20 protein-coding genes are annotated in these 20,699 nt (G+C 71.6%); 16 read left to right on the top strand and 4 right to left on the bottom strand.

What is annotated here, in order from left to right:
- Positions 1-245 precede the first annotated feature (245 nt).
- A complete protein-coding gene (locus H7965_RS14435; protein WP_229682618.1) occupies positions 246-2,204 on the top strand; it encodes an elongation factor G in 1,959 nt (652 codons plus the stop codon).
- Positions 2,205-2,226: 22 nt separating this feature from the next.
- On the opposite strand, the gene H7965_RS14430 is transcribed toward H7965_RS14435, so the two are convergent.
- Positions 2,227-3,192 carry a Bug family tripartite tricarboxylate transporter substrate binding protein gene (locus H7965_RS14430; RefSeq protein ID WP_186771290.1) on the bottom strand — a complete coding sequence of 322 codons (966 nt, stop codon included), beginning with the start codon at positions 3,190-3,192 and terminating at the stop codon, positions 2,227-2,229.
- 177 nt (positions 3,193-3,369) lie between these two features.
- Between H7965_RS14430 and H7965_RS14425 the strand changes: the two genes are divergently transcribed.
- From H7965_RS14425 to H7965_RS14415, 3 genes are read left to right on the top strand one after another with little or no spacing between them, the layout of a single operon-like run.
- Positions 3,370-4,491 (top strand): amidohydrolase family protein, encoded by a 1,122-nt coding sequence (locus tag H7965_RS14425; RefSeq protein ID WP_222440619.1) that lies wholly within the window; start codon positions 3,370-3,372, stop codon positions 4,489-4,491.
- A 13-nt stretch (positions 4,492-4,504) separates the two neighbouring features.
- The gene (locus H7965_RS14420; RefSeq protein WP_222440618.1) at positions 4,505-5,611 is read left to right on the top strand and encodes an amidohydrolase family protein; all 1,107 of its coding nucleotides are present in this window, start codon (positions 4,505-4,507) and stop codon (positions 5,609-5,611) included.
- 19 nt (positions 5,612-5,630) lie between these two features.
- Positions 5,631-6,848, top strand: a complete 1,218-nt coding sequence (locus tag H7965_RS14415; RefSeq protein WP_186771288.1) for a CaiB/BaiF CoA transferase family protein — start codon at positions 5,631-5,633, stop codon at positions 6,846-6,848.
- Between the two features lie 90 nt (positions 6,849-6,938).
- Here the strand turns inward: H7965_RS14415 and H7965_RS14410 are convergent, their stop codons facing one another.
- Positions 6,939-7,784: a TauD/TfdA dioxygenase family protein gene (locus H7965_RS14410; protein WP_222440617.1), complete on the bottom strand. Its 846-nt coding sequence runs from the start codon at positions 7,782-7,784 to the stop codon at positions 6,939-6,941.
- Positions 7,785-7,870: 86 nt separating this feature from the next.
- Between H7965_RS14410 and H7965_RS14405 the strand changes: the two genes are divergently transcribed.
- Genes H7965_RS14405 through tsaA form a run of 8 tightly spaced genes read left to right on the top strand, consistent with a single transcriptional unit; the run spans position 7,871 to position 15,655 of the window.
- On the top strand, positions 7,871-9,145 hold the full coding sequence (locus H7965_RS14405; RefSeq protein ID WP_186771286.1) for a sarcosine oxidase subunit beta family protein: 1,275 nt from the start codon (positions 7,871-7,873) through the stop codon (positions 9,143-9,145).
- A 1-nt stretch (position 9,146) separates the two neighbouring features.
- The gene (locus H7965_RS14400; RefSeq protein WP_186771285.1) at positions 9,147-9,419 is read left to right on the top strand and encodes a sarcosine oxidase subunit delta; all 273 of its coding nucleotides are present in this window, start codon (positions 9,147-9,149) and stop codon (positions 9,417-9,419) included.
- Entirely contained in the window at positions 9,416-12,226 is a 2,811-nt protein-coding gene (locus H7965_RS14395) for a 2Fe-2S iron-sulfur cluster-binding protein (RefSeq protein ID WP_186771284.1), read from the top strand. The genes H7965_RS14400 and H7965_RS14395 overlap by 4 nt, the downstream gene beginning before the upstream one ends.
- The gene (locus H7965_RS14390; RefSeq protein ID WP_186771283.1) at positions 12,219-12,719 is read left to right on the top strand and encodes a sarcosine oxidase subunit gamma; all 501 of its coding nucleotides are present in this window, start codon (positions 12,219-12,221) and stop codon (positions 12,717-12,719) included. Before H7965_RS14395 ends, H7965_RS14390 begins: the two co-directional genes overlap by 8 nt.
- 30 nt (positions 12,720-12,749) lie before the next feature.
- On the top strand, positions 12,750-13,022 hold the full coding sequence (locus H7965_RS14385) for a hypothetical protein (RefSeq protein ID WP_186771282.1): 273 nt from the start codon (positions 12,750-12,752) through the stop codon (positions 13,020-13,022).
- Positions 13,023-13,076: 54 nt separating this feature from the next.
- Positions 13,077-13,925, top strand: coding sequence for an FAS1-like dehydratase domain-containing protein (locus H7965_RS14380; RefSeq protein ID WP_186771281.1), 849 nt, complete (start codon positions 13,077-13,079; stop codon positions 13,923-13,925).
- A complete protein-coding gene (locus tag H7965_RS14375) occupies positions 13,922-15,154 on the top strand; it encodes a CaiB/BaiF CoA transferase family protein (protein ID WP_186771280.1) in 1,233 nt (410 codons plus the stop codon). The genes H7965_RS14380 and H7965_RS14375 overlap by 4 nt, the downstream gene beginning before the upstream one ends.
- A gap of 39 nt (positions 15,155-15,193) precedes the next feature.
- Positions 15,194-15,655, top strand: coding sequence for a tRNA (N6-threonylcarbamoyladenosine(37)-N6)-methyltransferase TrmO (tsaA, locus tag H7965_RS14370; RefSeq protein ID WP_186771279.1), 462 nt, complete (start codon positions 15,194-15,196; stop codon positions 15,653-15,655).
- Positions 15,656-15,725: 70 nt separating this feature from the next.
- Here the strand turns inward: tsaA and H7965_RS14365 are convergent, their stop codons facing one another.
- Positions 15,726-16,400 (bottom strand): RraA family protein, encoded by a 675-nt coding sequence (locus H7965_RS14365; RefSeq protein WP_186771278.1) that lies wholly within the window; start codon positions 16,398-16,400, stop codon positions 15,726-15,728.
- Positions 16,401-16,468: 68 nt separating this feature from the next.
- Here H7965_RS14365 and H7965_RS30375 point away from each other — a divergent pair, with 68 nt between their 5' ends.
- Both H7965_RS30375 and H7965_RS30370 read left to right on the top strand, forming a co-directional pair.
- A complete protein-coding gene (locus H7965_RS30375) occupies positions 16,469-16,981 on the top strand; it encodes a GNAT family N-acetyltransferase (RefSeq protein WP_222440616.1) in 513 nt (170 codons plus the stop codon).
- 130 nt (positions 16,982-17,111) lie between these two features.
- A complete protein-coding gene (locus tag H7965_RS30370) occupies positions 17,112-17,555 on the top strand; it encodes a thiamine pyrophosphate-dependent enzyme (RefSeq protein WP_222440615.1) in 444 nt (147 codons plus the stop codon).
- A gap of 166 nt (positions 17,556-17,721) precedes the next feature.
- Here H7965_RS30370 and H7965_RS14355 read toward each other — a convergent pair whose 3' ends face one another.
- On the bottom strand, positions 17,722-18,846 hold the full coding sequence (locus tag H7965_RS14355) for an ATP-grasp domain-containing protein (RefSeq protein ID WP_186771276.1): 1,125 nt from the start codon (positions 18,844-18,846) through the stop codon (positions 17,722-17,724).
- Positions 18,847-18,858: 12 nt separating this feature from the next.
- On the opposite strand from H7965_RS14355, the gene H7965_RS14350 reads away from it, so the two are divergent.
- Positions 18,859-19,719, top strand: coding sequence for a CoA-binding protein (locus tag H7965_RS14350; RefSeq protein ID WP_186771275.1), 861 nt, complete (start codon positions 18,859-18,861; stop codon positions 19,717-19,719).
- Positions 19,716-20,696 carry a hydroxymethylglutaryl-CoA lyase gene (locus tag H7965_RS14345; RefSeq protein ID WP_229682617.1) on the top strand — a complete coding sequence of 327 codons (981 nt, stop codon included), beginning with the start codon at positions 19,716-19,718 and terminating at the stop codon, positions 20,694-20,696. Before H7965_RS14350 ends, H7965_RS14345 begins: the two co-directional genes overlap by 4 nt.
- Positions 20,697-20,699: the final 3 nt, after the last annotated feature.

Raw genomic sequence — 20,699 nt, 5'->3', positions numbered from 1 at the left:
TCGGGGCTATCTCGAAGCTTATGCGCAATTTGCATAGCGGCTCGATCCGCCTGCGTAGCCGCGCCGGTGTGAGCGGCCGATGGCACTTCAACCGCCCTTTTCGCCCCGAAACCGCGTAGGCTGCCCTGGCACGCTGCGGCCCCGCCGCGGCGGGTGTAACGGGGCCGCAAAGGCCCAAGGCCGGCCGGCTGCCCGGCGCCCCCTCCGCCGAGCACCGGTCGCCAAGCAACCGGAGGGCAGCGTCCGTGCCAGACACATTCGTGCCAGACAACGCCGGCAGAGGACCCGGCGGGGCCTCGCCCCGCTCCATCGCGCTGGTCGGGCCGCAGGGCAGCGGCAAATCCACTCTCTTCGAGGCTATGCTGGCCGCCGCCGGCGCGCCGACGCGGCGTGGCGCCAACCGTGGCATGGGCACCGAGCTGCGCCTCGGCCATGGCAGCTTCATGGGCGAGAGCTGGGCGATCATCGACTGCCCCGGCTCGGTCGAGTTCGCCCATGATGCCGATTGTGCCCTGGCAGTCGCCGACCTCGCCGTGGTGGTGACCGAGGCATCGCCGGCCCGTGCCACCGCGCTCGGCCCGCTGTTCCGGCGGCTGGAGGAGGCCGGAATCCCCGCCCTGGTCTTCATCAACAAGATCGACCAGCTCAGCGGCCGGGTGCGCGACACGCTGGCGGCGCTGCAGGCGCAGACCAGCCGCAAGCTGGTGCTGCGCCAGGTGCCGATCCGCGAGGGCGAGGCGGTGACCGGCTATGTCGACGTGGTCAGCGAACGCGCCTACCGCTACCGCCGCGGCGAGGCCTCCGAGCGCATCCCGGTGCCGGAGGCGATGCGGGAGCGCGAGGCCGAAGCGCGGGCCGAGTTGCTGGAGGCCCTCGCCGATCACGACGACGCGCTGCTGGAGAAGGTGCTGGAGGATATGGCCCCGGCACCGGAGGAGATCTACCGTCCGCTGCATGCCAGCGAGGCCAGCGGCGCCGTGGTCAGCGTGCTGATTGGCGCCGCCGAACATGGCAACGGCATCCAGCGGCTGTGGAAGGCGCTGCGGCATGACGTGCCGGGCGTGGCCGAGACCGCGGCACGGCGCGGCATTCCGGCCGAGGGCGGGCCGCTGGCGCAGGTGTTCCGCACCTTGCACGCCGGCCACGCCGGGCGGCTGTCCTGGGCGCGGCTATGGCGTGGGCCGCTGCGCGATGGCGCGGCGCTGGATGGCCACAGGGTCGGCGGGCTGCACCGCTTCCCCGGCGGCGAGGCGCAGAAGGTGCCGGAGGCCATGGCCGGCGACATCGTCGCACTCGGCCGGCTGGAGGGGGTGAGCACTGGCGCGACGCTCGGCGGCCCGCCGATCGACTTCCCGCAGCCGCCGCCGGCGGTGCATGCGCTGGCGATCACGCCGGAGGACCGCAAGGACGAGGTCCGGCTCTCCACCGCCCTGCAGCGGCTGGCGGATGAGGATCCGGCGCTGACCGTTACCCTGGACCCCGAGAGCGCCGAGACCATCCTCTCCGGCCAGGGCGAGATCCACCTGCGCGCGGTGCTTGAGCGGCTGACCGCGAGTGCCGGGGTGAAGCTGAAGGCGGTGCGGCCGCAGATCCCCTATCGCGAGACTATCCGCCGCGGCGTCGTGCAGCATGCCCGGCTGAAGCGGCAGACCGGCGGGCACGGGCAGTTCGCAGACGTGAAACTGGAGATCACCCCGCGGCCGCGGGGCGCCGGCTTCCATTTCGACGAGAAGGTGGTCGGCGGCGCGGTGCCCAAGCGCTTCATCCCCGCCGTCGCTGCCGCGGCGGAGGAGGCGACGAAGAAGGGACCGCTTGGCCATCCCGTGGTGGATATCGCGGTGACCCTGCTGGACGGCACCTTCCATTCTGTGGACAGCAGCGACATGGCATTCGGCACGGCAACGCGCATGGCGATGCAGGAAGGGTTGGCCAAGGCCGACCCGGTGCAGCTGGAGCCGATCGACCATGTCACGGTCAACGTGCCCTCCGAATACACGCCGGGCGCGCAGCGGCTGCTGAGCGGGCGGCGCGGCCAGATCCTCGGCTATGCCGCCATGGAGGACCGCCCCGGCTGGGATGCTGTGGAGGCGCTGGTACCGCAGGCGGAACTGCCCGACCTGATCATCGAGCTGCGCAGCCAAACCCAGGGGCTCGGGACCTATGTGCGGCGATTCGACCATCTGGCGGAGTCACGCGGCAAATAGCGCGTAGCCGGGATGGCACCTTCTAGCCGGCGGTGATCCCGCGTTCCCGGATCACCGCCGCCAGGGCTTCCGTCCCGCGGCGGATATTGGCGGTGAAGACCTCGGGCGTCGTCACATCCGGCACCATGTCCGGGGTCATGCGGGAGGTGACCGCGCTGCTCAGGATTGCCGTGCTGAATGCGCCATGCAGCTGCTCCACGATTGGCCGCGGCGTGCCGGCCGGTACCGCCAGCCCGTGGCAGTACATGAAGGTGAGGGCGTCGAGGCCCAGCTCGCGGAAGGTCGGGACATCGGGCAGGGCGGAGATGCGCTCCGGCGTGGAGACCGCCAGGAGGCGCACCTCGCGTGCCAGATGCTGCTGCAGGATCGGCATCAGGCTGCCCATGAAGCCGGGGATGGCGCCGCCCATCATGTCCTGCACCACCGTTGCCTCGGTGCGGTAGACGGCGTTCTCGAAGCGGCCGCCGGTGGCGCCGGCCAGCATCTCCATCAGGATGTGGCCCGGGCCGCCGCGGCCGACCGTGCCATAGGCGATCGGCCGGCCCTTCGACAGCGCCACCAGCTCCGCCACGTTCCGCGCCGGCACGCTGCGGGCCACGCCCAGCACCTGCGCCGCTCGGAAGATGGCGGTGAGAAGCTGGAACTCCTCCATCCGGTAGCCCAGCGGCTGGCCGAGCGCCGGGCCGGTCACCATCGAGCCATAGGCCATGTAGCCCACGGTGTAGCCATCCTTCGGCGCGCGGGCGACGTGTTCGGTGGCGATCACGCCGTTGGAGCCGGGCCTCGGGTCGATGGCGACGGTCTGGCCGAGCTGCGACCTAGCCTGCTCGGCGATCAGCCGCGCCAGCGTGTCGGAGACGCCACCCGGGCCGAAGGGCAGCACCAGGCGTAGCGGGCGGCTGGGGAATTCCGCCTGGGCCCGCGCCACGGTGGGGGCGGCGAGCAGGGTCAGCACGGCACGGCGCGAAAGCGGGAGCCGGATCGGCATCGCGGACATCTCCTCGGACGCGGCCTGCTGCCGCTTGCCTGGGATGGAACCGGCGCGCGGCCGCGAGGGTCAAGCAGATTCACCCGCCGGCTTGACCCCACCCGGACCCTCGCGCAGGCTCGCCTGGAAAGCCCGGCCGGCGGTTGCGCGCAGGAGATCGGGCACAGGAGGATGTCCGTGCCCCTCGACCTAGCGGGCGGTCCGCCCATCGATTGCGATCTGCACCCGGCGCTGCCCGGCTGCATGGCGCTGCTGCCGCACCTCGACGCGCATTGGCGCGAGGTGATCACCAACCGCGGCCTGGACGACCTCGACCTCGCGCTGTTTCCGCGCGGCGCGCCGCTCACCGCGCGGCGCGATTGGCGGCCGCAGCAGGGCCTGCCCGGCGGCTCGTTGGAGGCGTTGCGGCGCGAGGCGCTGGACCCGTTCGGCACCGGCATTGGCATCTGCAACCCGCTGTTCGGCGCGCCGGCGCTGCACAACGCCGATCTGGCGGCCGCGCTGTGCCGCGCCGCCAACGACTGGATGGTCACGAATTGGCTGGAGCCGGAGCCGCGGCTGCGCGCAGGCATCCTGGTGCCGGTGGAGAATCCCGAGCTGGCGGTGGAGGAGATCGAGCGCCGCGCCAGTGACCCGCGCTTCGTCCAGGTGCTGTTGTTCGGTGCCGCCGAGACGCTCTACGGCCGCCGGGTCAACTGGCCGATCTACGCCGCGGCGGAGCGGCACGGCCTGCCGATCGCCCTGCACACCGGCAGCGCCGCCCGCAACGCCCCCACCGCGCTCGGCTGGCCGACCTATCTGATCGAGGATCACGTCGCCTTCGCTCAGACCTTCCAGAGCCAGTTGCTCAGCCTGATCGGCGAGGGGGTCTTCACGAAATTCCCCCGGCTGAAGGTGGTGCTGCTGGAAAGCGGCTTCGGCTGGGTGCCGAATTTCCTCTGGCGCGGCGTCAAGATGTGGCGGGCGATGCGGAAGGAGATTCCCTGGGTCGACCGCTCCCCGGCCGAGATCTTCCGGGAGTGCGTGCGTATCTCCATCCAGCCGGCCGATGCGCCGACGGATGCCGAGGGGATGGAGGCGCTGCTGGAAATGATCGGCTGCGACGACCTTCTGCTCTTCGCAACCGACTACCCACATGCCCGTTTCGAAGGCACTGCTGCGCTGCCGCCCGCCCTGCCGGCGCGGCTGCATGCAAGGGTGCTGCGCGAAAACGCCTTGGCTACCTACCCTCGCCTGAGCTCGCCCGATGCGCGAGGGGCGGCTGCGCCCGAAGCGCTGAAGCGGCCGGCCTCTATCTGAAGGAGACCGTGCAGTGAGTGCGACGACCCTCCCGCATCCCGAGGCACCGGCCAGGACCCGCCTCAGGCTGATCGATTGCGACATCCACCCGGCGCTGCGCCGCATGGCGGAGCTGGACCGCTGGCTGCCGGAGCGCTGGCGCAACCACCGCCGGGAATACGGCCTTCGGCTGCGCCAGCCCTTTACCAACACCTACCCCTATCCGAAGGCGACGCCGGCACTCTCCCGCTTCGACAGCTGGCCGCCGAATGGCGGGCCGCCGGGCAGCGACCTGGCTTTCATGCGGGAGCAGCACCTCGACCTGCTCGACATCGAATACGGCATGCTGCAGCCGCTGGCGGCGCGCGGCATGGATGAGCGCAACCCGGGCTACGCCGCCGCGGTCAGCACCGCGGTGAACGAGTGGATGCGCGAGGATTGGACATCGAAGGAGCCCCGCCTCAAGGCCACCATTGCCATTCCCGGCGAGGACGCAACCGCCGCCGTCAAGGAGATCGAGCGCTGGGCGGGGCAGGAGGATTTCGTCCAGATCGCCATGGTGACCCGGGCGCTGGAGCCGCTCGGCCGCCAGCGCTACTGGCCGATCTACGAGGCGGCGGAGCATTACGGCCTGCCGCTCGGCCTGCACAGCCTCGGCACCAGCGGCCATGCGGTGACGGGCGGCGGCTGGCCGAGCTTCTACTTCGAGGAGCACCAGGCGGTGGGGATGAGCATGGCGGCGATGTGCGCCAGCTTCGTCCTGGAGGGCGCGCTGGAACGCTTCCCGAGGCTGAAGATCGTCATCATCGAGGGCGGCTTCGGCTGGGTGCCGGCGCTCGGCTGGCGGATGGACGGGCTGTGGGGCAGTCTGAAATCCGAGGTGCCGCATCTGACCAAGAAGCCCTCGGAATACCTCAGGAGCAATTTCTGGTTCACCACCCAGCCGGTGGAGGAGCCGGAGCAGCCCGAGCATCTGCGCCAAGTGATCGACTGGATCGGCTGGGACCGGCTGCTCTTCGCCACCGATTACCCGCACTGGGATTCGGACGACCCCCGTTACGCCTTCAAGATCCAGATGACCGAATCAGAGCGACGCGGCATCTTTGCCGAGAATGCCCGGGCGGTGTACGGCTTGGGCTGAACAACGGGAGTAGGCTGGGATGCCCGGACCACTCGCGGGCATCCGCGTGCTCGACCTGACCACTGTCCTCGTCGGCCCCTATTGCACCCAGCTCCTGGCGGAAACGGGAGCCGAGGTCACCAAGGTGGAGGCGCCGGAGGGCGATGTGGTCCGCCTCATCGGCCCGACCCGCAGCCCAGGCATGGGCTGCATGTTCCTGACCATCAACCGCGGCAAGCGCAGCATCGTCCTCGACCTCAAGCGGCCGGAGGGGCGCGGCGTGCTGCTGCGCCTGGCCGAGGCGGCGGATGTGCTGGTGACCAATATCCGCCCGGCGGCGATGGGCCGGCTCGGCCTCGACTACCCGGCGCTGCGGACGGTCAATCCGCGGCTGATCTACGCCGGCGTGCTCGGCTATGCCCAGGATGGCCCCTATGCGCCGCGCCCGGCCTATGACGATCTGATGCAGGGCGCCACCACCATCGCCGCCATGAATGCCCGGGTCGGCAATGGCGAGCCGCGCTACGTCCCGCTGGCCATGGCCGACCGCATCACCGGCCTCGCTGCCTTCGGCGCCATCAACGCGGCGCTCTTCCACCGCGAGCGCAGCGGCGAAGGCCAGTTGGTCGAGGTGCCGATGTTCGAGATGATGCTGAACTTCGTTCTCGGCGACCATCTGGGCGGCAAGGTCTTCGACCCGCCGCTGGATGCCGGCGGCTACGGCCGGCTGCTTTCGCCCGACCGGCGGCCCTACCGGACACGCGACGGGCATGTCTGCACCATGATCTACAACGACCGGCAATGGCGCAATTTCTGCGCCGCGGTCGGCTGGCCGGACCTGGTCTCGACCGATCCGCGCTTCGCCAGCCATGCCACGCGCACCACCCATATCGATGCGGTGCTGGGCATGCTGGCCGAGGAATTCCTCAAGCGCAGCACCGCGGAATGGCTGACCCTGCTGGCCGAGGCCGACCTGCCGGTCACGCCGGTGCACACGCTGGAGAGCATCTTCGAGGATCCGCACCTGCTCGCCACCGGCTTCTTCGGCACCGAGGCGCACCCGAGCGAGGGCAAGGTCACCCGCATGGCGGTGCCGATGAGCTTCTCCGCCACCCAGCCCGGCGAACGGCGGCCGGCGCCGCGCCTCGGCGCGGACAGCGTGGAGATCCTGGCCGAGGCAGGCTACTCCGAGGCGGAGATCGCCACGCTGCTGGAAGGCGGCGCCGTCAGAAGATGGCAGGCTGTGGAGGAACGCTGAGGGGGCTCGAACATTTGGATGCGCGGGTCAGGCCCGCGCATGACGGGGTCGGGGCGCGTCGGATCGCGGGAGTCTGCCAGATGCGGACCCTCAACAGGGCACATCTCCCGCGATCTGCACCCGCCGCATCACCCGCCGCTGCGGCCCGGCATCGTTCAGCGCGATGTGCTTTACCGCGCGATTGTCCCAGAAGGCGATGGAGCCGGTGCGCCACCGGAAGCGGCAGGTGAACTCCGGCCGGTGGCCATGCGCCAGCAGGAAGTCGAGCAGCGGCTGGCTCTCGGCCTCGGTCATGCCCTCGAAGCCCACGGTGTAGCTGTGGTTGACGAAGAGCATCTTGCGCCCGGTCTCGGGATGGGTGCGGACCACCGGATGCAGGCTGATGGTTTCCCGCCAGGCATCGTCCTCCCGCACCTTGGTGGCGCGGCGGGCGTTCAGCCCGGCCCGCGGGCCGGCCACGCGGCGGTCGGAATGCACCGCCCGCAGCCCCTCCAGCAGCCGCTGCATGCCTTGTGACAGCGCCTCATAGGCCGCACCCTGGCTGGCGAAGAGCGTGTCGCCTCCCCATTCCGGCACCTCGACGCCATAGAGGATGGCGCCCATCGGCGGTGCCGCGCACATGGTGGTGTCGGCATGCCATTCCTCGCCGACCACCGAGGTATCGCCCGGTTCGCGGCGGATCACCACCACCTCGGGATCGGCGCCGCTGCCCTTGAAATTCGGGTGGATGAAGATTTCGCCGAAGCGCCGGGCGAGGGCCTTGTGGCGCTCGGTGTCGAGCTGCTGGTCCCGGAAGAACACCACGCCATGCGCGTTCAGCGCGGCGCGGATCTCGCCGACAACGCCTTCATCCAGCTCGGCGGCGACATCGACGCCGGTGATCTCGGCGCCGACCGCGCCGGCGATCGGCTGCACGCTGATACGACTGTTCCGCACGACCAGCCTCCCGAAGCATTTGCGGAATGCTCCGCCCGGCGCGAGGCTGCTGTCAACGCTGATGCCCGGTATGTATAGATGCATTCATGGACCGACGCTTCTCTGTCTTCGCCCTGGCGCGGGAGGCATTGCGCGGGCATGCCGGCTGGGCACCGCAATGGCGCAGCCCGGAGCGGCCGCAGCCAGCCTATGACGCCGTCATCCTCGGCGGCGGCGGGCATGGCCTCGCGACCGCCTATTACCTGGCGAAGGAGCATCGCGCGTCCCTCGGCCCCGGCCGCATCGCGGTGCTGGAAAAGGGCTGGATCGGCGGCGGCAACACCGGCCGCAACACCACCATCATCCGCAGCAATTACCTGTTCCCGGAAAGCGCCGCGCTCTACGACCATGCGGTGAAGCTGTGGGAAGGCCTCTCGGCCGAGTTGAACTACAACGTCATGTTCAGCCCGCGCGGCGTGCTGATGCTGGCACACAGCCATCACGACGTTCAGAGCGGGATGCGGCACGTCCATGCCAACCGCCTGGCCGGCGTGGACAATGAATGGCTGACGCCGGCGCAGTGCAAGGCCTTCTGCCCGCCGCTCGATACCAGTCCCGCCATCCGCTACCCGGTGCTGGGTGGCGCCCTGCAGCGGCGCGGCGGGGTGGCGCGGCACGATGCGGTGGCCTGGGGCTATGCCCGCGCCGCCAGCGCCCTCGGCGTCGACGTCATCGAGAATTGCGAGGTCATCGGCATCACCCGCGACCCCGCCAGCGGTGCCGTCACCGGCGTCGAGACCAGCAAGGGCGCGGTGCGTTGCGGCAGGCTGGGCGTGGTCGCCGCCGGCAGCACCAGCCTGGTCATGGCCATGGCCGGGCTGCGCATGCCGCTGGAAAGCTTCCCGCTGCAGGCGCTGGTGAGCGAGCCGGTGAAGCCGGTGTTCCCCTGCGTCGTCATGTCCAACACGGTGCATGCCTATATCAGCCAGTCGGACAAGGGCGAGCTGGTGATCGGCGCCGGCACCGACCAGTATCCCTCCTACTCCCAGGCCGGCGGGGTGCAGATCCTGATCCATACGCTGGAGGCGATCTGCGAGATGTTCCCGATCTTCCGCCGCATGCGCATGCTGCGGTCCTGGGGCGGCATCGTCGATGTCACGCCTGACCGCTCGCCGATCATCGGGCTGACGCCGGTGCCGGGGCTGTTCGTCAATTGCGGCTGGGGCACCGGCGGCTTCAAGGCGACACCGGGCTCCGGCCATGTCTTCGCCGCCACCATCGCCCGCGGCGAACCGCATCCCATCGCCGTACCCTTCAGCTTGGACCGCTTCGCGACGGGGCGGCTGATCGACGAGGCCGCGGCGGCGGCGGTGGCGCACTGACATGCTGCTGATCCGCTGCCCCTGGTGCGGCGACCGCCCGGAGGTGGAATTCCGCCATGCCGGCGAGGCGCATATCGCCCGCCCGGCCGATCCGGCCATGCTGACCGATGCCGAATGGGCCGGCTTCCTCTACGAACGCGCCAATCCGCGCGGTGACTACCGCGAGCGCTGGCGCCATATCCACGGCTGCGGCCGCTTCTTCAACGCCCAACGCCACACGCTGACGGATCGCTTCGCCGGCACCTACCGCCCTGGCGAGGAGCCGCCGGCATGAGGCTCGCCACGGGCGGCCGGATCGACCGCAGTCGCCCCCTGCGTTTCAGCTTCGACGGCCGGGCCTATACGGGCTTCGCCGGCGATACCCTGGCCTCGGCGCTGCTGGCCAATGGCGTCCAGCTCATCGGCCGTAGTTTCAAGTACCATCGCCCGCGCGGCATCCTCTCGGCCGGTGCCGAGGAGCCGAATGCGCTGGTCGAGCTCGACCGCGGCCCCGGACGGCGCGAGCCGAACACCCGCGCCACCATGGTGCCGCTGACCGAGGGGCTGGTGGCGCGCAGCCAAAACCGTTGGCCATCACTTGGTTTCGACCTCGGTGCCCTGGCCGGCCTGGGGGCGCCGCTGCTGCCGGCGGGCTTCTACTACAAGACCTTCCTCGGCCCGGGGCGGGATGCCTGGTACCGCCGCTGGGAACCGCTGATCCGCCGCATGGCCGGACTCGGCCGTGCGCCGGAGGCGCCCGACCCGGACCGCTACGGCAACCGCCACGCCCATTGCGAGACGCTGGTGATCGGCGCCGGCAGGGCCGGGATCGCCGCGGCGCTGGCGGCGGCGGAGGCGGGGGATCGCGTCATCCTCTGCGACGAGCAGGCCGAGCCCGGCGGCCGGCTGCTGCTGCTCCCTGGCCCGGTGCCGGGGCTGGAGGCGCTGCGCGCCCAGCCGCGCCTGCGCATCCTGACCCGCACCACCGCCTTCCACTACGGGCTGCAGAACTACGTCTCATTGGCCGAGGTGCTGGACCGGCCGGATGGGCTGCGGGAGCGACTGTGGCGGGTGCGGGCGCGGCGGGTGGTGCTGGCGACCGGCGCGCTGGAGCGCCTCTTGCCGTTCAGCGGCAACGACCGCCCCGGGGTGATGCTGGCGGATGCCGCCCGTGCCTATGTGGCGCGCTGGGCGGTGCTGCCCGGCCGTCGCGCCGTGCTGCTGGCGGCGCATGACAGCGGCTACGACGCCGCCTTCGCCCTGCAGGATGCCGGGGCCGGCGTCGTCGCCATCCTTGACCTGCGGGCTGCGCCGCCGGCGGCGCTGCGGGAAGCAGCCGCCGCGCGCGGCATTGCGGTGCGCCCGGCGCATGGCATCGCCGCCACCCGCGGCGGCGCCCGCGTCACCGGCGTGCTGGCGGCACCGCTCCGCCCCGATGGCAGCCCCGACGCCGCCCGCGCGGAGGCCCTGGCCTGCGACCTGGTGCTGATGGCCGGCGGCTGGACCCCGAACCTTGCCCTGTTCTCCCAGGCGCGCGGCCGGCTGCGCTGGGATGCGGCCGCCGACGCCTTCCTGCCTGGCGAGACGGCGGAGGCGCTGGAATGCGCCGGCGCCTGCGCCACCGGCCGCGGCCCGGGGCTGCCCCTGGCCGCCATCGCCGCCGGCAGCCTCGGCGCGCGCAAGGCCTTCGTCGATCCGCAGAACGATGTCACCACCCGCGACATCGCCCTCGCGGTGCGGGAAGGCTTCCGCTCCATCGAACATGTGAAGCGCTACACCACCACCGGCATGGCGACGGATCAGGGCAAGATCGGCGGCATGCTTGGCCTGGCGATCACCGCCGCGGCGCGCGGCCAGGCGATCCCCGAGGTCGGCTTCACCACCTTCCGCCCGCCCTACACGCCGGTGAGCTTCGGAACCCTGGCCGGGCGCCACCGCGCCGCGCTGTTCGACCCGGTCCGCACCGCCCCCACCCATGCCTGGGCGGAAGCGCAGGGCGCAGTGTTCGAGCCTGTCGGCCAGTGGCAGCGCGCCCGCTATTTCCCGCGGGCCGGGGAGGATATGGCGGCCGCCGTCGCCCGCGAATGCCTGGCGGTGCGCAATGCCGCGGGGCTGCTGGACGCCTCCACCCTCGGCAAGGTCGAGGTGGTCGGCCCCGATGCCGCCGAATTCCTCGAACGCTGCTACGTCAACGCCTTCCATGGGATGCGCCCCGGCCGCTGCCGCTACGGGCTGCTGCTGCGGGAGGATGGCTTCCTCTACGACGATGGCGTGATCGCCCGGCTGGCGGAGGACCGCTTCCACCTCACCACCACCACCGGCGGCGCCGCCCGGGTGCTGCACCTGCTGGAGGATTACCTGCAGACCGAGTTCCCCGAGCTGCGGGTCTGGCTCACCTCCAACACCGAGCATTGGGGCGTCGCCGCGCTGCAGGGGCCTGCGGCGCGGGCGATGCTGGCGCCGCTGGTGCGAGGGATCGATCTTGCCGCCCTGCCGCATATGGCCGTCGCCGAGGCCGAGGTGGCCGGCATCCCGGCCTGGCTGTTCCGCGTCAGCTTCACCGGCGAGGCAGGCTACGAAGTCAATGTTCCCGCCGACCGCCTGGCGGCGCTGTGGGAGCGGCTGATCGCCGCCGGCGCCACCCCCTATGGCACCGAGGCGATGCATGTGCTGCGCGCCGAGAAGGGCTTCATCATCATTGGCCAGGAGACGGATGGCACCGTCACGCCCGAGGATGCCGGGCTCGGCTGGGCGATCGGCAAGGCGAAGCGCGACTTCATCGGCAAGCGCAGCCTGGCGCGGCCGGAGATGCTGCGGCCGGACCGGCGGCAGGTCGTCGGTCTGGCGCCGCGCGATGCGCGCGTGCCGGAGGAGGGGGCGCAGCTCCTCGCCGGCGCCGACCGGCGGGAGGCGCAGGGGCATGTAACCTCTGCCTACCATAGCGCCGCGCTCGGCCGGCCGATCGCCCTGGGCCTGCTCTCCGCCGGCCGGGCGCGCCTGGGGGAGACGGTCTTCGCCACAAGGCTGGACGGGGTGCCGCAGCCGCTGGAGGTGGTCTCGCCGGTGTTCTGGGATCCGGAGGGGAAGCGCCTGCATGGCTGAGGTCACGCTGCACCCGCTGCCGCCGCTGGTGCGGATCTCGCTGCGCTGCGGCCCGGAGGCACGGGTCCCGCTCGGCGCCGCCTTTGGCGTGGCGTTGCCTGAGGTGCCGCTGTGCGCCGAGGCAGCCGGGGCGCGCGCCGCGCTTTGGCTGGGCCCGGATGAATGGCTGCTGCTGGCCGGGGATGCGGTTGACCTCGCCGCGCTGGAGGCGGCACGGGGCGCGGCGCCGGCCTCGATCGTCGAGGTTTCCGCCGGGCGAGCCGGCTTCGCGCTGGAGGGCGCGGCGGCGCCGCTGCTGCTGGCCGAGGGGTGTCCGCTCGACCTCTATGACCCGGCGTTCCCGCCCGGTGCCTGCACCCGTACGCTGTTCGGCAAGGTGGAGGTGGTGCTGTGGCGGCGCGGCGCGGCGCGCTGGCACATCGAGACGACGCGGTCCCTGGCGCCGCATCTGGGCGCGCATCTGGCCGAGGCGCTCGCCGACCTCGATGGCTGAACCGGGCGGCGGCGAGAGCGTTATGCGGCAATGACCCGTGCGCTCGTGCTTGCCGGGCTGCTGGCCATGGCGGCGACGGTTGCCCTGGCGCAGACGCCTCAGCCGCCCTCCACGCCTCCGCAGCCGCCACCGGAGGTGCCGCAGGGGCCGCCCATCATCACGCCGCCGCCGTCGGTGATCAGGCCGCCGCCGGGGGTCGATCCCGGCATCCATGCGCCGGTGCCGGAGCCGCACCCCAACACCACGCCGGTCATCCCGCCGCCCGGCACGCCGGGGGGCGACCCGCGCGTCCAGCCGCGCTGACCCCGGTTGACGCCGCCCCGCCCCGCCGGATGATGGCGGGCAGGGGGAATACTCATGGATGACGCTGAACTGAACGGGTGGATCGGCCGTAGCGAGACGGCCGAGGATGAGGTCAGCCTGGTGCTGCTGCGCCGGCTGGCCGCGCTGCTCGACCTTGATCCGCTGGCGCTCAGCCGCGGCGCGCCGATGCCGGAGGGCTGGCATGTGGTGCTGTTCGCGCCGCTGGCCCGGCAATCCGGCCTGGGGCCGGACGGCCATGGGGCGAAGGGCGAGTTCCTGCCGCCGGTGCCGCTGCCGCGCCGCATGTTCGCTGGCCGCCGCACCTGGTTCAACGCGCCGCTGGCCATCGGCGCCGAGGTGCGGCGTGTCTCCCGCGTCACTGCCATCACCCCGAAGCGGGGCCGCAGCGGCGAAATGGTCTTCGTCACCATCCGCCACGGCATCGAGAGCGAGGGCCGCGAATGCGTGGTGGAGGAGCAGGATCTGGTCTACCGCGCCGCGGCGACGCCGGGCGCCACCCCCACCGAGCCGCCGCTGCCCGAACTGCCCGCGGCGGCGCAGCGTGAGAGCTTCACCCCGGATACGAGGTTGCTGTTCCGCTACTCCGCGGTCACCAACAACGGCCACCGCATCCACTACGACGCCGATTACGCCCGCTCGGAGGAAGGCTACCCCGCGCTGGTGGTCAATGGCGGCATCACCACGACCAAGCTGTCGGAACTGGCCAAGCGCCACCTGCCGGGGCCGTTGCGCAGCATCACCACAAGGGCGGGGCGGCCGCTGTTCGTCGGCCGGCCGGTGACCCTCGCCGCGCATGTCGAGGCGCCGGGCAAGGTCCGGCTCTGGGCGCTGGACGACAGCGGCCGGCTGGCCTTTGAATCCGTCGCGGAGTGCGCGGCATGAGCGCCGCTGATCGCGCTGCATCGCGACCCCAAGGCCCGCTGAGCGGGGTGAAGGTGCTGGACCTGACCGCCGTGGTGGTCGGGCCGAGTTGCACCCTGACCCTGGCCGAGCAGGGCGCCGATGTCGTCAAGCTGGAGGCGCCGGAGGGCGACCTGCTGCGCAAGCTGGGCGGACCGGCGCCCTCGCCCGACATGTCGCCGAAGTTCATCCACTTCAACCGCGGCAAGCGCAGCATCGCCGTCGACCTGAAGACCCCCGAAGGCATGGCGGTGCTGACCCGGCTGGCCGAGCAGGCCGACGTGCTGGTGACCAACATGCGCGGCGGCGCGCTGGACCGGCTCGGCATCACCTGGGAGGCGCTGCGGCCGCGCAATCCGCGGCTGGTGTTCTGCGTCATCGCCGGCTTCGGCAAGCGCGGCCGCTATCACGACAGCCCGGCCTACGACACCATCATCCAGGGCATGTCGGGCTTTGCCGCGGCGCTCGGCCAGGTTACGGGCGAGCCGCGCTACGCGCCCTTCGTGCTGTGCGACCACATCACCGGCATCATCGCCAGCCAGGCGATCACCGCCGCGCTCTACGCCCGCGAGAAGTCCGGCGAAGGCCAGGCGATTGAGGTGCCGATGTACGAGAGCATGGCGCATTTCGTCCTGACCGAGCACATGTTCACCCGGACCTTCGACCCGGCGGGGGCGACCGGCGACCCGCGGGTGATGAACCCGGATGCCAAGCCGATCCCGACCAAGGATGGCTACATCGCCCTCTCCGCCAATACCGATGCGCAGGCCTTCGGCTTCTTCGAGGCCATCGGCCGGCCGGAGCTGAAGGACGACCCGCGCTTCAACAGCGTGGTCGCCCGTTTCCGCAACGTGGACGCCTATTTCACCCTGCGGGCGGAGGCGCTGCGCACCCGCACCACCGCCGAATGGGCCGCCGAGTTCCGCCGACGCGAAATCCCGGCGATGCCCTTCGCCACCATCGACGGGCTGCTGGACGACCCGCATCTCTGGGAAACCGGAATGCTGCGGCGGGAGGAGCACCCGACCGAAGGGGCGATGATCGGGCTTGGCCGCCCGGTCAGCTTCTCCGCCGCCGGGCCGGATGAGCTGCCGCTCGCACCAAGGCTATCAGCCGATGCGCGCAGCGTGCTGGCGGATGCCGGCTATACCGAGGCGGAACTCACCGCGCTGCTCGGCGGCCCGGTGCTGGCGCCGCCGGGCAAGGGGTGACGCGCACCCCGCATCCGATGCCAGAGCTGGGGGTCCCTGATGCCCGATTACGCCGTGACGCCGATCGGCCATCTCGAGACCCCCTGGGCCACCCCGGCGGAGTGTCCGCGCAACGGCCGCCAACCCGACCCGGCGCCGGAATGCCGCGCCGTGGTGGCGCCGGCGTTCCAGGATGGGCTGCTGGCGCTGGAGGGGTTCAGCCATCTCATCCTGCTGTACTGGATGCACCAGGTGCGGACGCCGGCGCTGCGCGTCTCCCCACCCTTCGATGGCGAGCCGCGCGGCATCTTCGCCACCCGTGCGCCGCATCGGCCGAACCCCATCGCGCTTTCCGTGGTGCGCTTCGAGGGCTTCGCGGCGCCAGGCGTGCTGCGGGTACGCAACCTCGATTGCGTCGACGGCACGCCGCTGCTGGACATCAAGCCCTATCTGCCGACGACGGATGCGGAGCCGGATGCTGCCATGGGCTGGCTGACCTCGCACGCGACATCCCGACGCTAACTCGGGCCGGTCCAGGGGCGCCCGCCCCCCTGGCGGATGGAGCCTGGGGAAGGCAGCGCCTTCCCCAGGATCAAGCGCCCTCGCAGCCCTTCGCCTTCAGCGACTCCAACACCCAGCCACGCTCCCAGGTCCCGGCATCGATCGCCGCCTGCGCCCGCACTTCCTTCGCGTTATGCGCCTCGCCCGCAGCGATCGCGGCTTCCGCATCGGCGGCGGGCAGCACGACCACGCCATCCTCATCCGCCATGATGAGATCGCCCGGCATCACCACCTGGCCGCCGCAGGAGACCGGATAGCCGATCTCGCCCGGGCCGTCCTTGTAGGGGCCGGAGGGGGTGACGCCGCAGGCCCAGACGCCAAGATGCATGGTGCCGAGCTGCGCCACGTCGCGCACCGCGCCATCGATGACGACGGCGGCGATGCCGCGCTTGGCCGCCCAGCCCATCATCAGCTCGCCGGTGATGGCGATGGACAGGTCGCCGCCGGCATCCACCACGATCACGTCACCCGGCTCCGCCAGGTCGATGGCGCGGTGCAGCATGAGGTTGTCGCCGGAGCGGGCGCGGACGGTAAAGGCCGGGCCGGCCACCGCGCGTCGGCCGCCGAAGGCGCGGAAGCCGCCGCGCATGGTCTGGATGCGATTGACCACATCGCCGAGATTCGCCGCCGGCACCCTGGCGGCGCGGGCGCAGAGCGCGGCATCGACCCGCGTGGTCACGGGCTTGATGCGAAAGCCGAGTGTCATGCTGATGTCCTCCTGGGATTCCGGCGGGCATCATGCCTCCACCGGTAGCGCTGTCGAGGGCGAGTGGGATGGAAACGGGGATCCGGGTGCTGACGACGGCGGATGCCGCAGCCTTCCGCAGCCTGCGCATCGAGGCCTTGCGGCGGCACCCCGAAGCCTTCGGTGCCTCGGCCGAGGACGCCGAGCGCATCGATGCCGCCGGCTTCGCCGCCGGCATGCCGAAGCAGGCGCCGGATGCGATCTTCGGCGCCTTCGCGGGGGATGCGCTGGTCGGCATGGCCGGCTTCTTCGCGCATCGGCCGGCCAAGGTGCGGCACAAGGGCGCCATCTGGGGCGTCTATGTTCAGGCCGCGGCGCGTGGCCAGGGCATTGCCGGTCGGCTGATGCAGCGGGCCATCGCCCAGGCGCGCAGTGCGGGGCTGGAGCGGCTGCTGCTGACCGTCACCGTGGGCAATGCCGCGGCGCAGGCGCTGTACGGCCGGCTCGGCTTCCTGCCCTATGGCATCGAGCAGGCGGCGCTGCGGCTGCCGGATGGGCGCCGCATCGACGAGGAGCTGCGCGCGCTCGACTTGCGCGGCTGATCCGTGCCACCATCCCCGCGAAGCCCCCGACAGCGGGCAGAGGCGGCATGGCGGAGCAGCGGAACACGGCGCAGCGCTGGTCGAGGGCCTGACCGCCAATGGCATCGAAACGCTCTACGCCCTGCCCGGCGTGCAGAACGACCGGTTCTTCGACGCGCTCTACCACGCGCGGGACCGGCTGCGCGTGGTCTACCACCCGCGCAGCTTCCTCAGCACCGGGCTGCAAGGGACGCTCGGCTGGGGCTTCGCCACCGCGCTCGGCGTGAAGACCGGCTGCCCGGACAGGCCGGTGCTCCCGGTCAACGGCGACGGCGGCTTCATGTTCAATGTGCAGGAGCTGGCGACCGCGGTGCAGCACGGCATCGCCACCGTCTCCGTGGTGTTCAACGATGGCGCCTACGGCAATGTGAAGGGCATCCAGAAGAGCAATTTCGGCGGCCGCACCATCGCCTCCGAGCTGCGCAACCCGGATTTCGTCCGCCTCGCCGAAAGCTTCGGCGCCGGGGGGCTGCGCGCGACGGCGCCCGAGGCGCCGCACGGCTGCGCTGCAGCGCGGCTTCGCCAGGACCGATGACCCGACCCTGATCGAGGTGCCGGTCGGTGCATTCCCCAGTCCCTGGGAGTTCCTCGCATTGCCCAAGGCCCGCTGATGGTGCCGTAAGGGAGGAGGCAGGAATGCACATCCGGATCGCCCGCCGCAGCGCCTTCGGGCATGAACGTCGATCCGCCGTGGCTCCGCCTCAGCCCTTCCTCACCGCTTCGGCCACGGCATTCACCAGCGCATGCGGGTTGTCGTGCAGCGCGGCGACGCCGACCTCGGCCAGCGCGGCACGCGCCTGCTCCATGGAATAGCCGCGCAGCGCCGCATGCCCCGCGGCGATGCCGGCGAAGAAGGGCTTGGTCGGCGGGTTGGCGCGCAGCGCCGCGGCCAGCGCCTCGACCCGCGCCTTCAGCCCGCGGGAGGCAAGGGTGGTGAAGAACATCACCGCCTTCACCTCCGGCCGCGCGGCGATCTCGAAGGCGAGCGCCAGGCGTTCCGGCATGGTCTCGGCCGGGCCGCCATTGGCATTGTCCATGAAGCAGGCGGCCGGGCAGCCGGCATCCGCCAGCAGGTCAAGCATCAGCATGCCGAGCCCGGCACCGGCAGTGATCATCGCCACCGTGCCGCCCTCCAGTTCCACCAGCTGGAAGCCCTGGTCGCGGCCGCGCCGTTCCAGCGGGGTCAGCGCCGCTGCCTCCAGTGCTGCCGACAAGGCGGGCGAGGCGTGACGGAACAGCGCCGAATCGTCGCGCACCGCCTTGGCATCGCAGGCGATGAGCTTGCCGTCGGGCGTCACCGCCAGCGGGTTGATCTCCAGCAGCTCCAGATCCTCGGCCCGCATCACCCGGGCCAGCCGCACCGCCAGCCGCGCCAGCCGGGCCGCCAGATCGGGCGGAAAGCCGGGGCGGAGGATGGCGAAGGCATCTTCCAGCGCGCCAGGCGCCTCCGGCTCCAGCGGGCCGCGCAGCAGGGCGCCGGCCTGCTCCACCTCGACGCCACCTTCCGGGGCGCAGAGCAATTCGATCGATTGCGCCGTGCCGTCGATGCGCAGCGCCAGATAGACCTCCCGCGCCATCGGCACCGCGGCTTCCAGCAGCAGCGGCGCTGCCGGATCGCCGAGCGCGGCGCGAATCGCTGCCGCCGCGGCGGGCGCCTCGGCGGCGGTGACGCGGCGCACCAGCCCGCGCTTGCCGCGGCCGCCTTCCAGCACCTGCGCCTTCAGCACGCCTTCGCCGCTGATCTCCCCGCTGAGCAGCGTGCCGCGTGGGGTTGCCACGCCATGCCCGCGCAGCAGCGTCTTGCCATCATGCTCCGCCAGTCGCACGCTCGCCTCCTGATGATCGCACCATTCCTTGCCAGCTTCCCCCGTCGCGTCGTGGTGTTCAACCCGACCGGCCGTTACGCCACCGCCCAGGTCGCCTCGATGCGCGAGGCGGGCACCCATCTGATCGGCGGCATCGCCCTCGGCCGTGGCGGGGAGAGCCTCGACGGGCTGGCCCTCTACGATGATGTGCGGGAGCTGCCGGAGCCGGCCGATGCGGCGGTGATCTACACCCCGCCGGAAGGCGTGCTGGATGCGGTGCGCGCCGCCGCCGGCATCCCGACCATCGTCGTCGCCGCCGAATACGTGCCGGTGCACGACACGCTGCGGGCGGCGCAGGCGGCCCGTGCCGCCGGCTCCTGGCTGGTCGGGCCGAACACCCTCGGCCTCTGCGTGCCGGAGGAAGGGCTGCTCGGCTCCATCGCGCCCTCCTTCTGCACGCCCGGGCGGGTCGCGGTGATGTGCCGCAGCGGCACGTTGACCCTGACCATGGCCCGGCTGCTGACCGCGGCGGGGATCGGCCAGCGCGCGGTGATGCATATCGGCGGCGACACCATCGCCGGCCGCAACCCGCATGAGTACCTGGCCGCGCTGGCGGCGGATAAGCGGACTGACGCCGTCCTCTATTGCGGCGAGATCGGCGGCGACAAGGAATACGCCCTGGCTGAGGCCATCCGCGCCTGCCCGAAGCCGGTGGTCACCATGCTGGTCGGCCGCCATGCGCCCGCCGAGAAGCGCATGGGCCATGCTGGCGCGCTGGTCGGCGGCGCCCGCGAATCCGCCGCTGCCAAGCTCGCCGCCCTGGCCGCCGGCGGCGCCCGCACCGCGCGCGACCCGGCGGAGGCCATCGGCATCCTGAAGGAGATGCTGCAATGAGCGACCTGCCGACGCATGAGGAGATGGAGGAAATCGCCGGCGCCGCCGCCCCCGCGGCGCCTGGCGTGGTGATCTGCGAATGCTTCGCCCGCGACGGGCTGCAGCATGAGACCACGCTGATCCCGGCCGAGGCCAAGATTGCGATGATCGATCGCATCGCCGATTGCGGCTTCCGCCGGATCGAGATCACCTCCTTCGCCCATCCGAAGCATGTGCCGCAATTCGCCGATGCCGAGGCGGTGCTGAAGGGCGTCCGCCGCCGCCCTGGCGTGCTGTTCAAGGCGACCTGCCCCAATCCGCAGGCGGTGCAGCGCGCCCTGGCGGCGCAGCAGGGCGGCTGGGGGCCGGAGGAGATTTCCCTGCTGGTCTCCGCCAGTGAAGGCCACACCACCCGCAACCTCCGCCGCACGCGGCAGGAGCAGTGGCAAAACATCGCCGAGATGGCGGCGCTGGCGCGCGACGCCTTCGTGATGGTAGGCACCATCTCCGTCGCCTTCGACTGCCCTTTCGACGGGCCGACCTCGGCGGAGCGGGTGCTGGAGGATGCGCGGCGATTCGCCGATCTCGGCGTCACCCGCATTGCCATAGGCGACACCATCGGCAGCGCCACGCCGCCACGGGTGCGTGACCTGATCGGCTGGCTGCACGGCGCGCTGCCGACCGCGACCTTCATCGCCCATTTCCACGACAGCCGCGGCACCGGCATCGCCAATACCCTGGCCGCCATCGAGGCCGGGCTGACCCATGCCGATACCGCACTGGGCGGCACCGGTGGGCATCCGGCGAAGATCGCCTATGGCGAGGGCTTCACCGGCAACACCGGCACCGAGGATCTGGTGACCGCGCTGGCGGCGATGGGCTTCGACACCGGCCTCAACCTCGGCGCGGTACGCGCGGCCGGGCTGGAGGCGGAGCGGCTGCTCGGCCGGGTCCTGCACAGCCGCACGTTGCGGATGGCCGAGGCGAGTTCGGCCTGATGG

It is taken from the genome of Siccirubricoccus deserti (genome assembly GCF_014283215.1).
Taxonomy (GTDB): domain Bacteria; phylum Pseudomonadota; class Alphaproteobacteria; order Acetobacterales; family Acetobacteraceae; genus Siccirubricoccus; species Siccirubricoccus deserti.
Note: the sequence above shows the minus strand (reverse complement) of the source record. Positions and strands in the feature narration are given on the sequence as shown.

Bases quoted from the DNA above. Each gene is read 5' to 3' on its own strand.
- H7965_RS14390 (WP_186771283.1), top strand. From the start codon at position 12,219: ATGGCTGAGGTCACGCTGCACCCGCTGCCGCCGCTGGTGCGGATCTCG.
- H7965_RS14365 (WP_186771278.1), bottom strand. From the start codon at position 16,400: ATGACACTCGGCTTTCGCATCAAGCCCGTGACCACGCGGGTCGATGCC.
- H7965_RS30375 (WP_222440616.1), top strand. From the start codon at position 16,469: ATGGAAACGGGGATCCGGGTGCTGACGACGGCGGATGCCGCAGCCTTC.
- H7965_RS14430 (WP_186771290.1), bottom strand. From the start codon at position 3,192: ATGCCGATCCGGCTCCCGCTTTCGCGCCGTGCCGTGCTGACCCTGCTC.
- H7965_RS14405 (WP_186771286.1), top strand. From the start codon at position 7,871: ATGGACCGACGCTTCTCTGTCTTCGCCCTGGCGCGGGAGGCATTGCGC.
- H7965_RS14345 (WP_229682617.1), top strand. From the start codon at position 19,716: ATGAGCGACCTGCCGACGCATGAGGAGATGGAGGAAATCGCCGGCGCC.
- H7965_RS14350 (WP_186771275.1), top strand. From the start codon at position 18,859: ATGATCGCACCATTCCTTGCCAGCTTCCCCCGTCGCGTCGTGGTGTTC.
- H7965_RS14395 (WP_186771284.1), top strand. From the start codon at position 9,416: ATGAGGCTCGCCACGGGCGGCCGGATCGACCGCAGTCGCCCCCTGCGT.
- H7965_RS14380 (WP_186771281.1), top strand. From the start codon at position 13,077: ATGGATGACGCTGAACTGAACGGGTGGATCGGCCGTAGCGAGACGGCC.
- H7965_RS14400 (WP_186771285.1), top strand. From the start codon at position 9,147: ATGCTGCTGATCCGCTGCCCCTGGTGCGGCGACCGCCCGGAGGTGGAA.
- tsaA (WP_186771279.1), top strand. From the start codon at position 15,194: ATGCCCGATTACGCCGTGACGCCGATCGGCCATCTCGAGACCCCCTGG.
- H7965_RS14385 (WP_186771282.1), top strand. From the start codon at position 12,750: ATGACCCGTGCGCTCGTGCTTGCCGGGCTGCTGGCCATGGCGGCGACG.
- H7965_RS14375 (WP_186771280.1), top strand. From the start codon at position 13,922: ATGAGCGCCGCTGATCGCGCTGCATCGCGACCCCAAGGCCCGCTGAGC.
- H7965_RS14415 (WP_186771288.1), top strand. From the start codon at position 5,631: ATGCCCGGACCACTCGCGGGCATCCGCGTGCTCGACCTGACCACTGTC.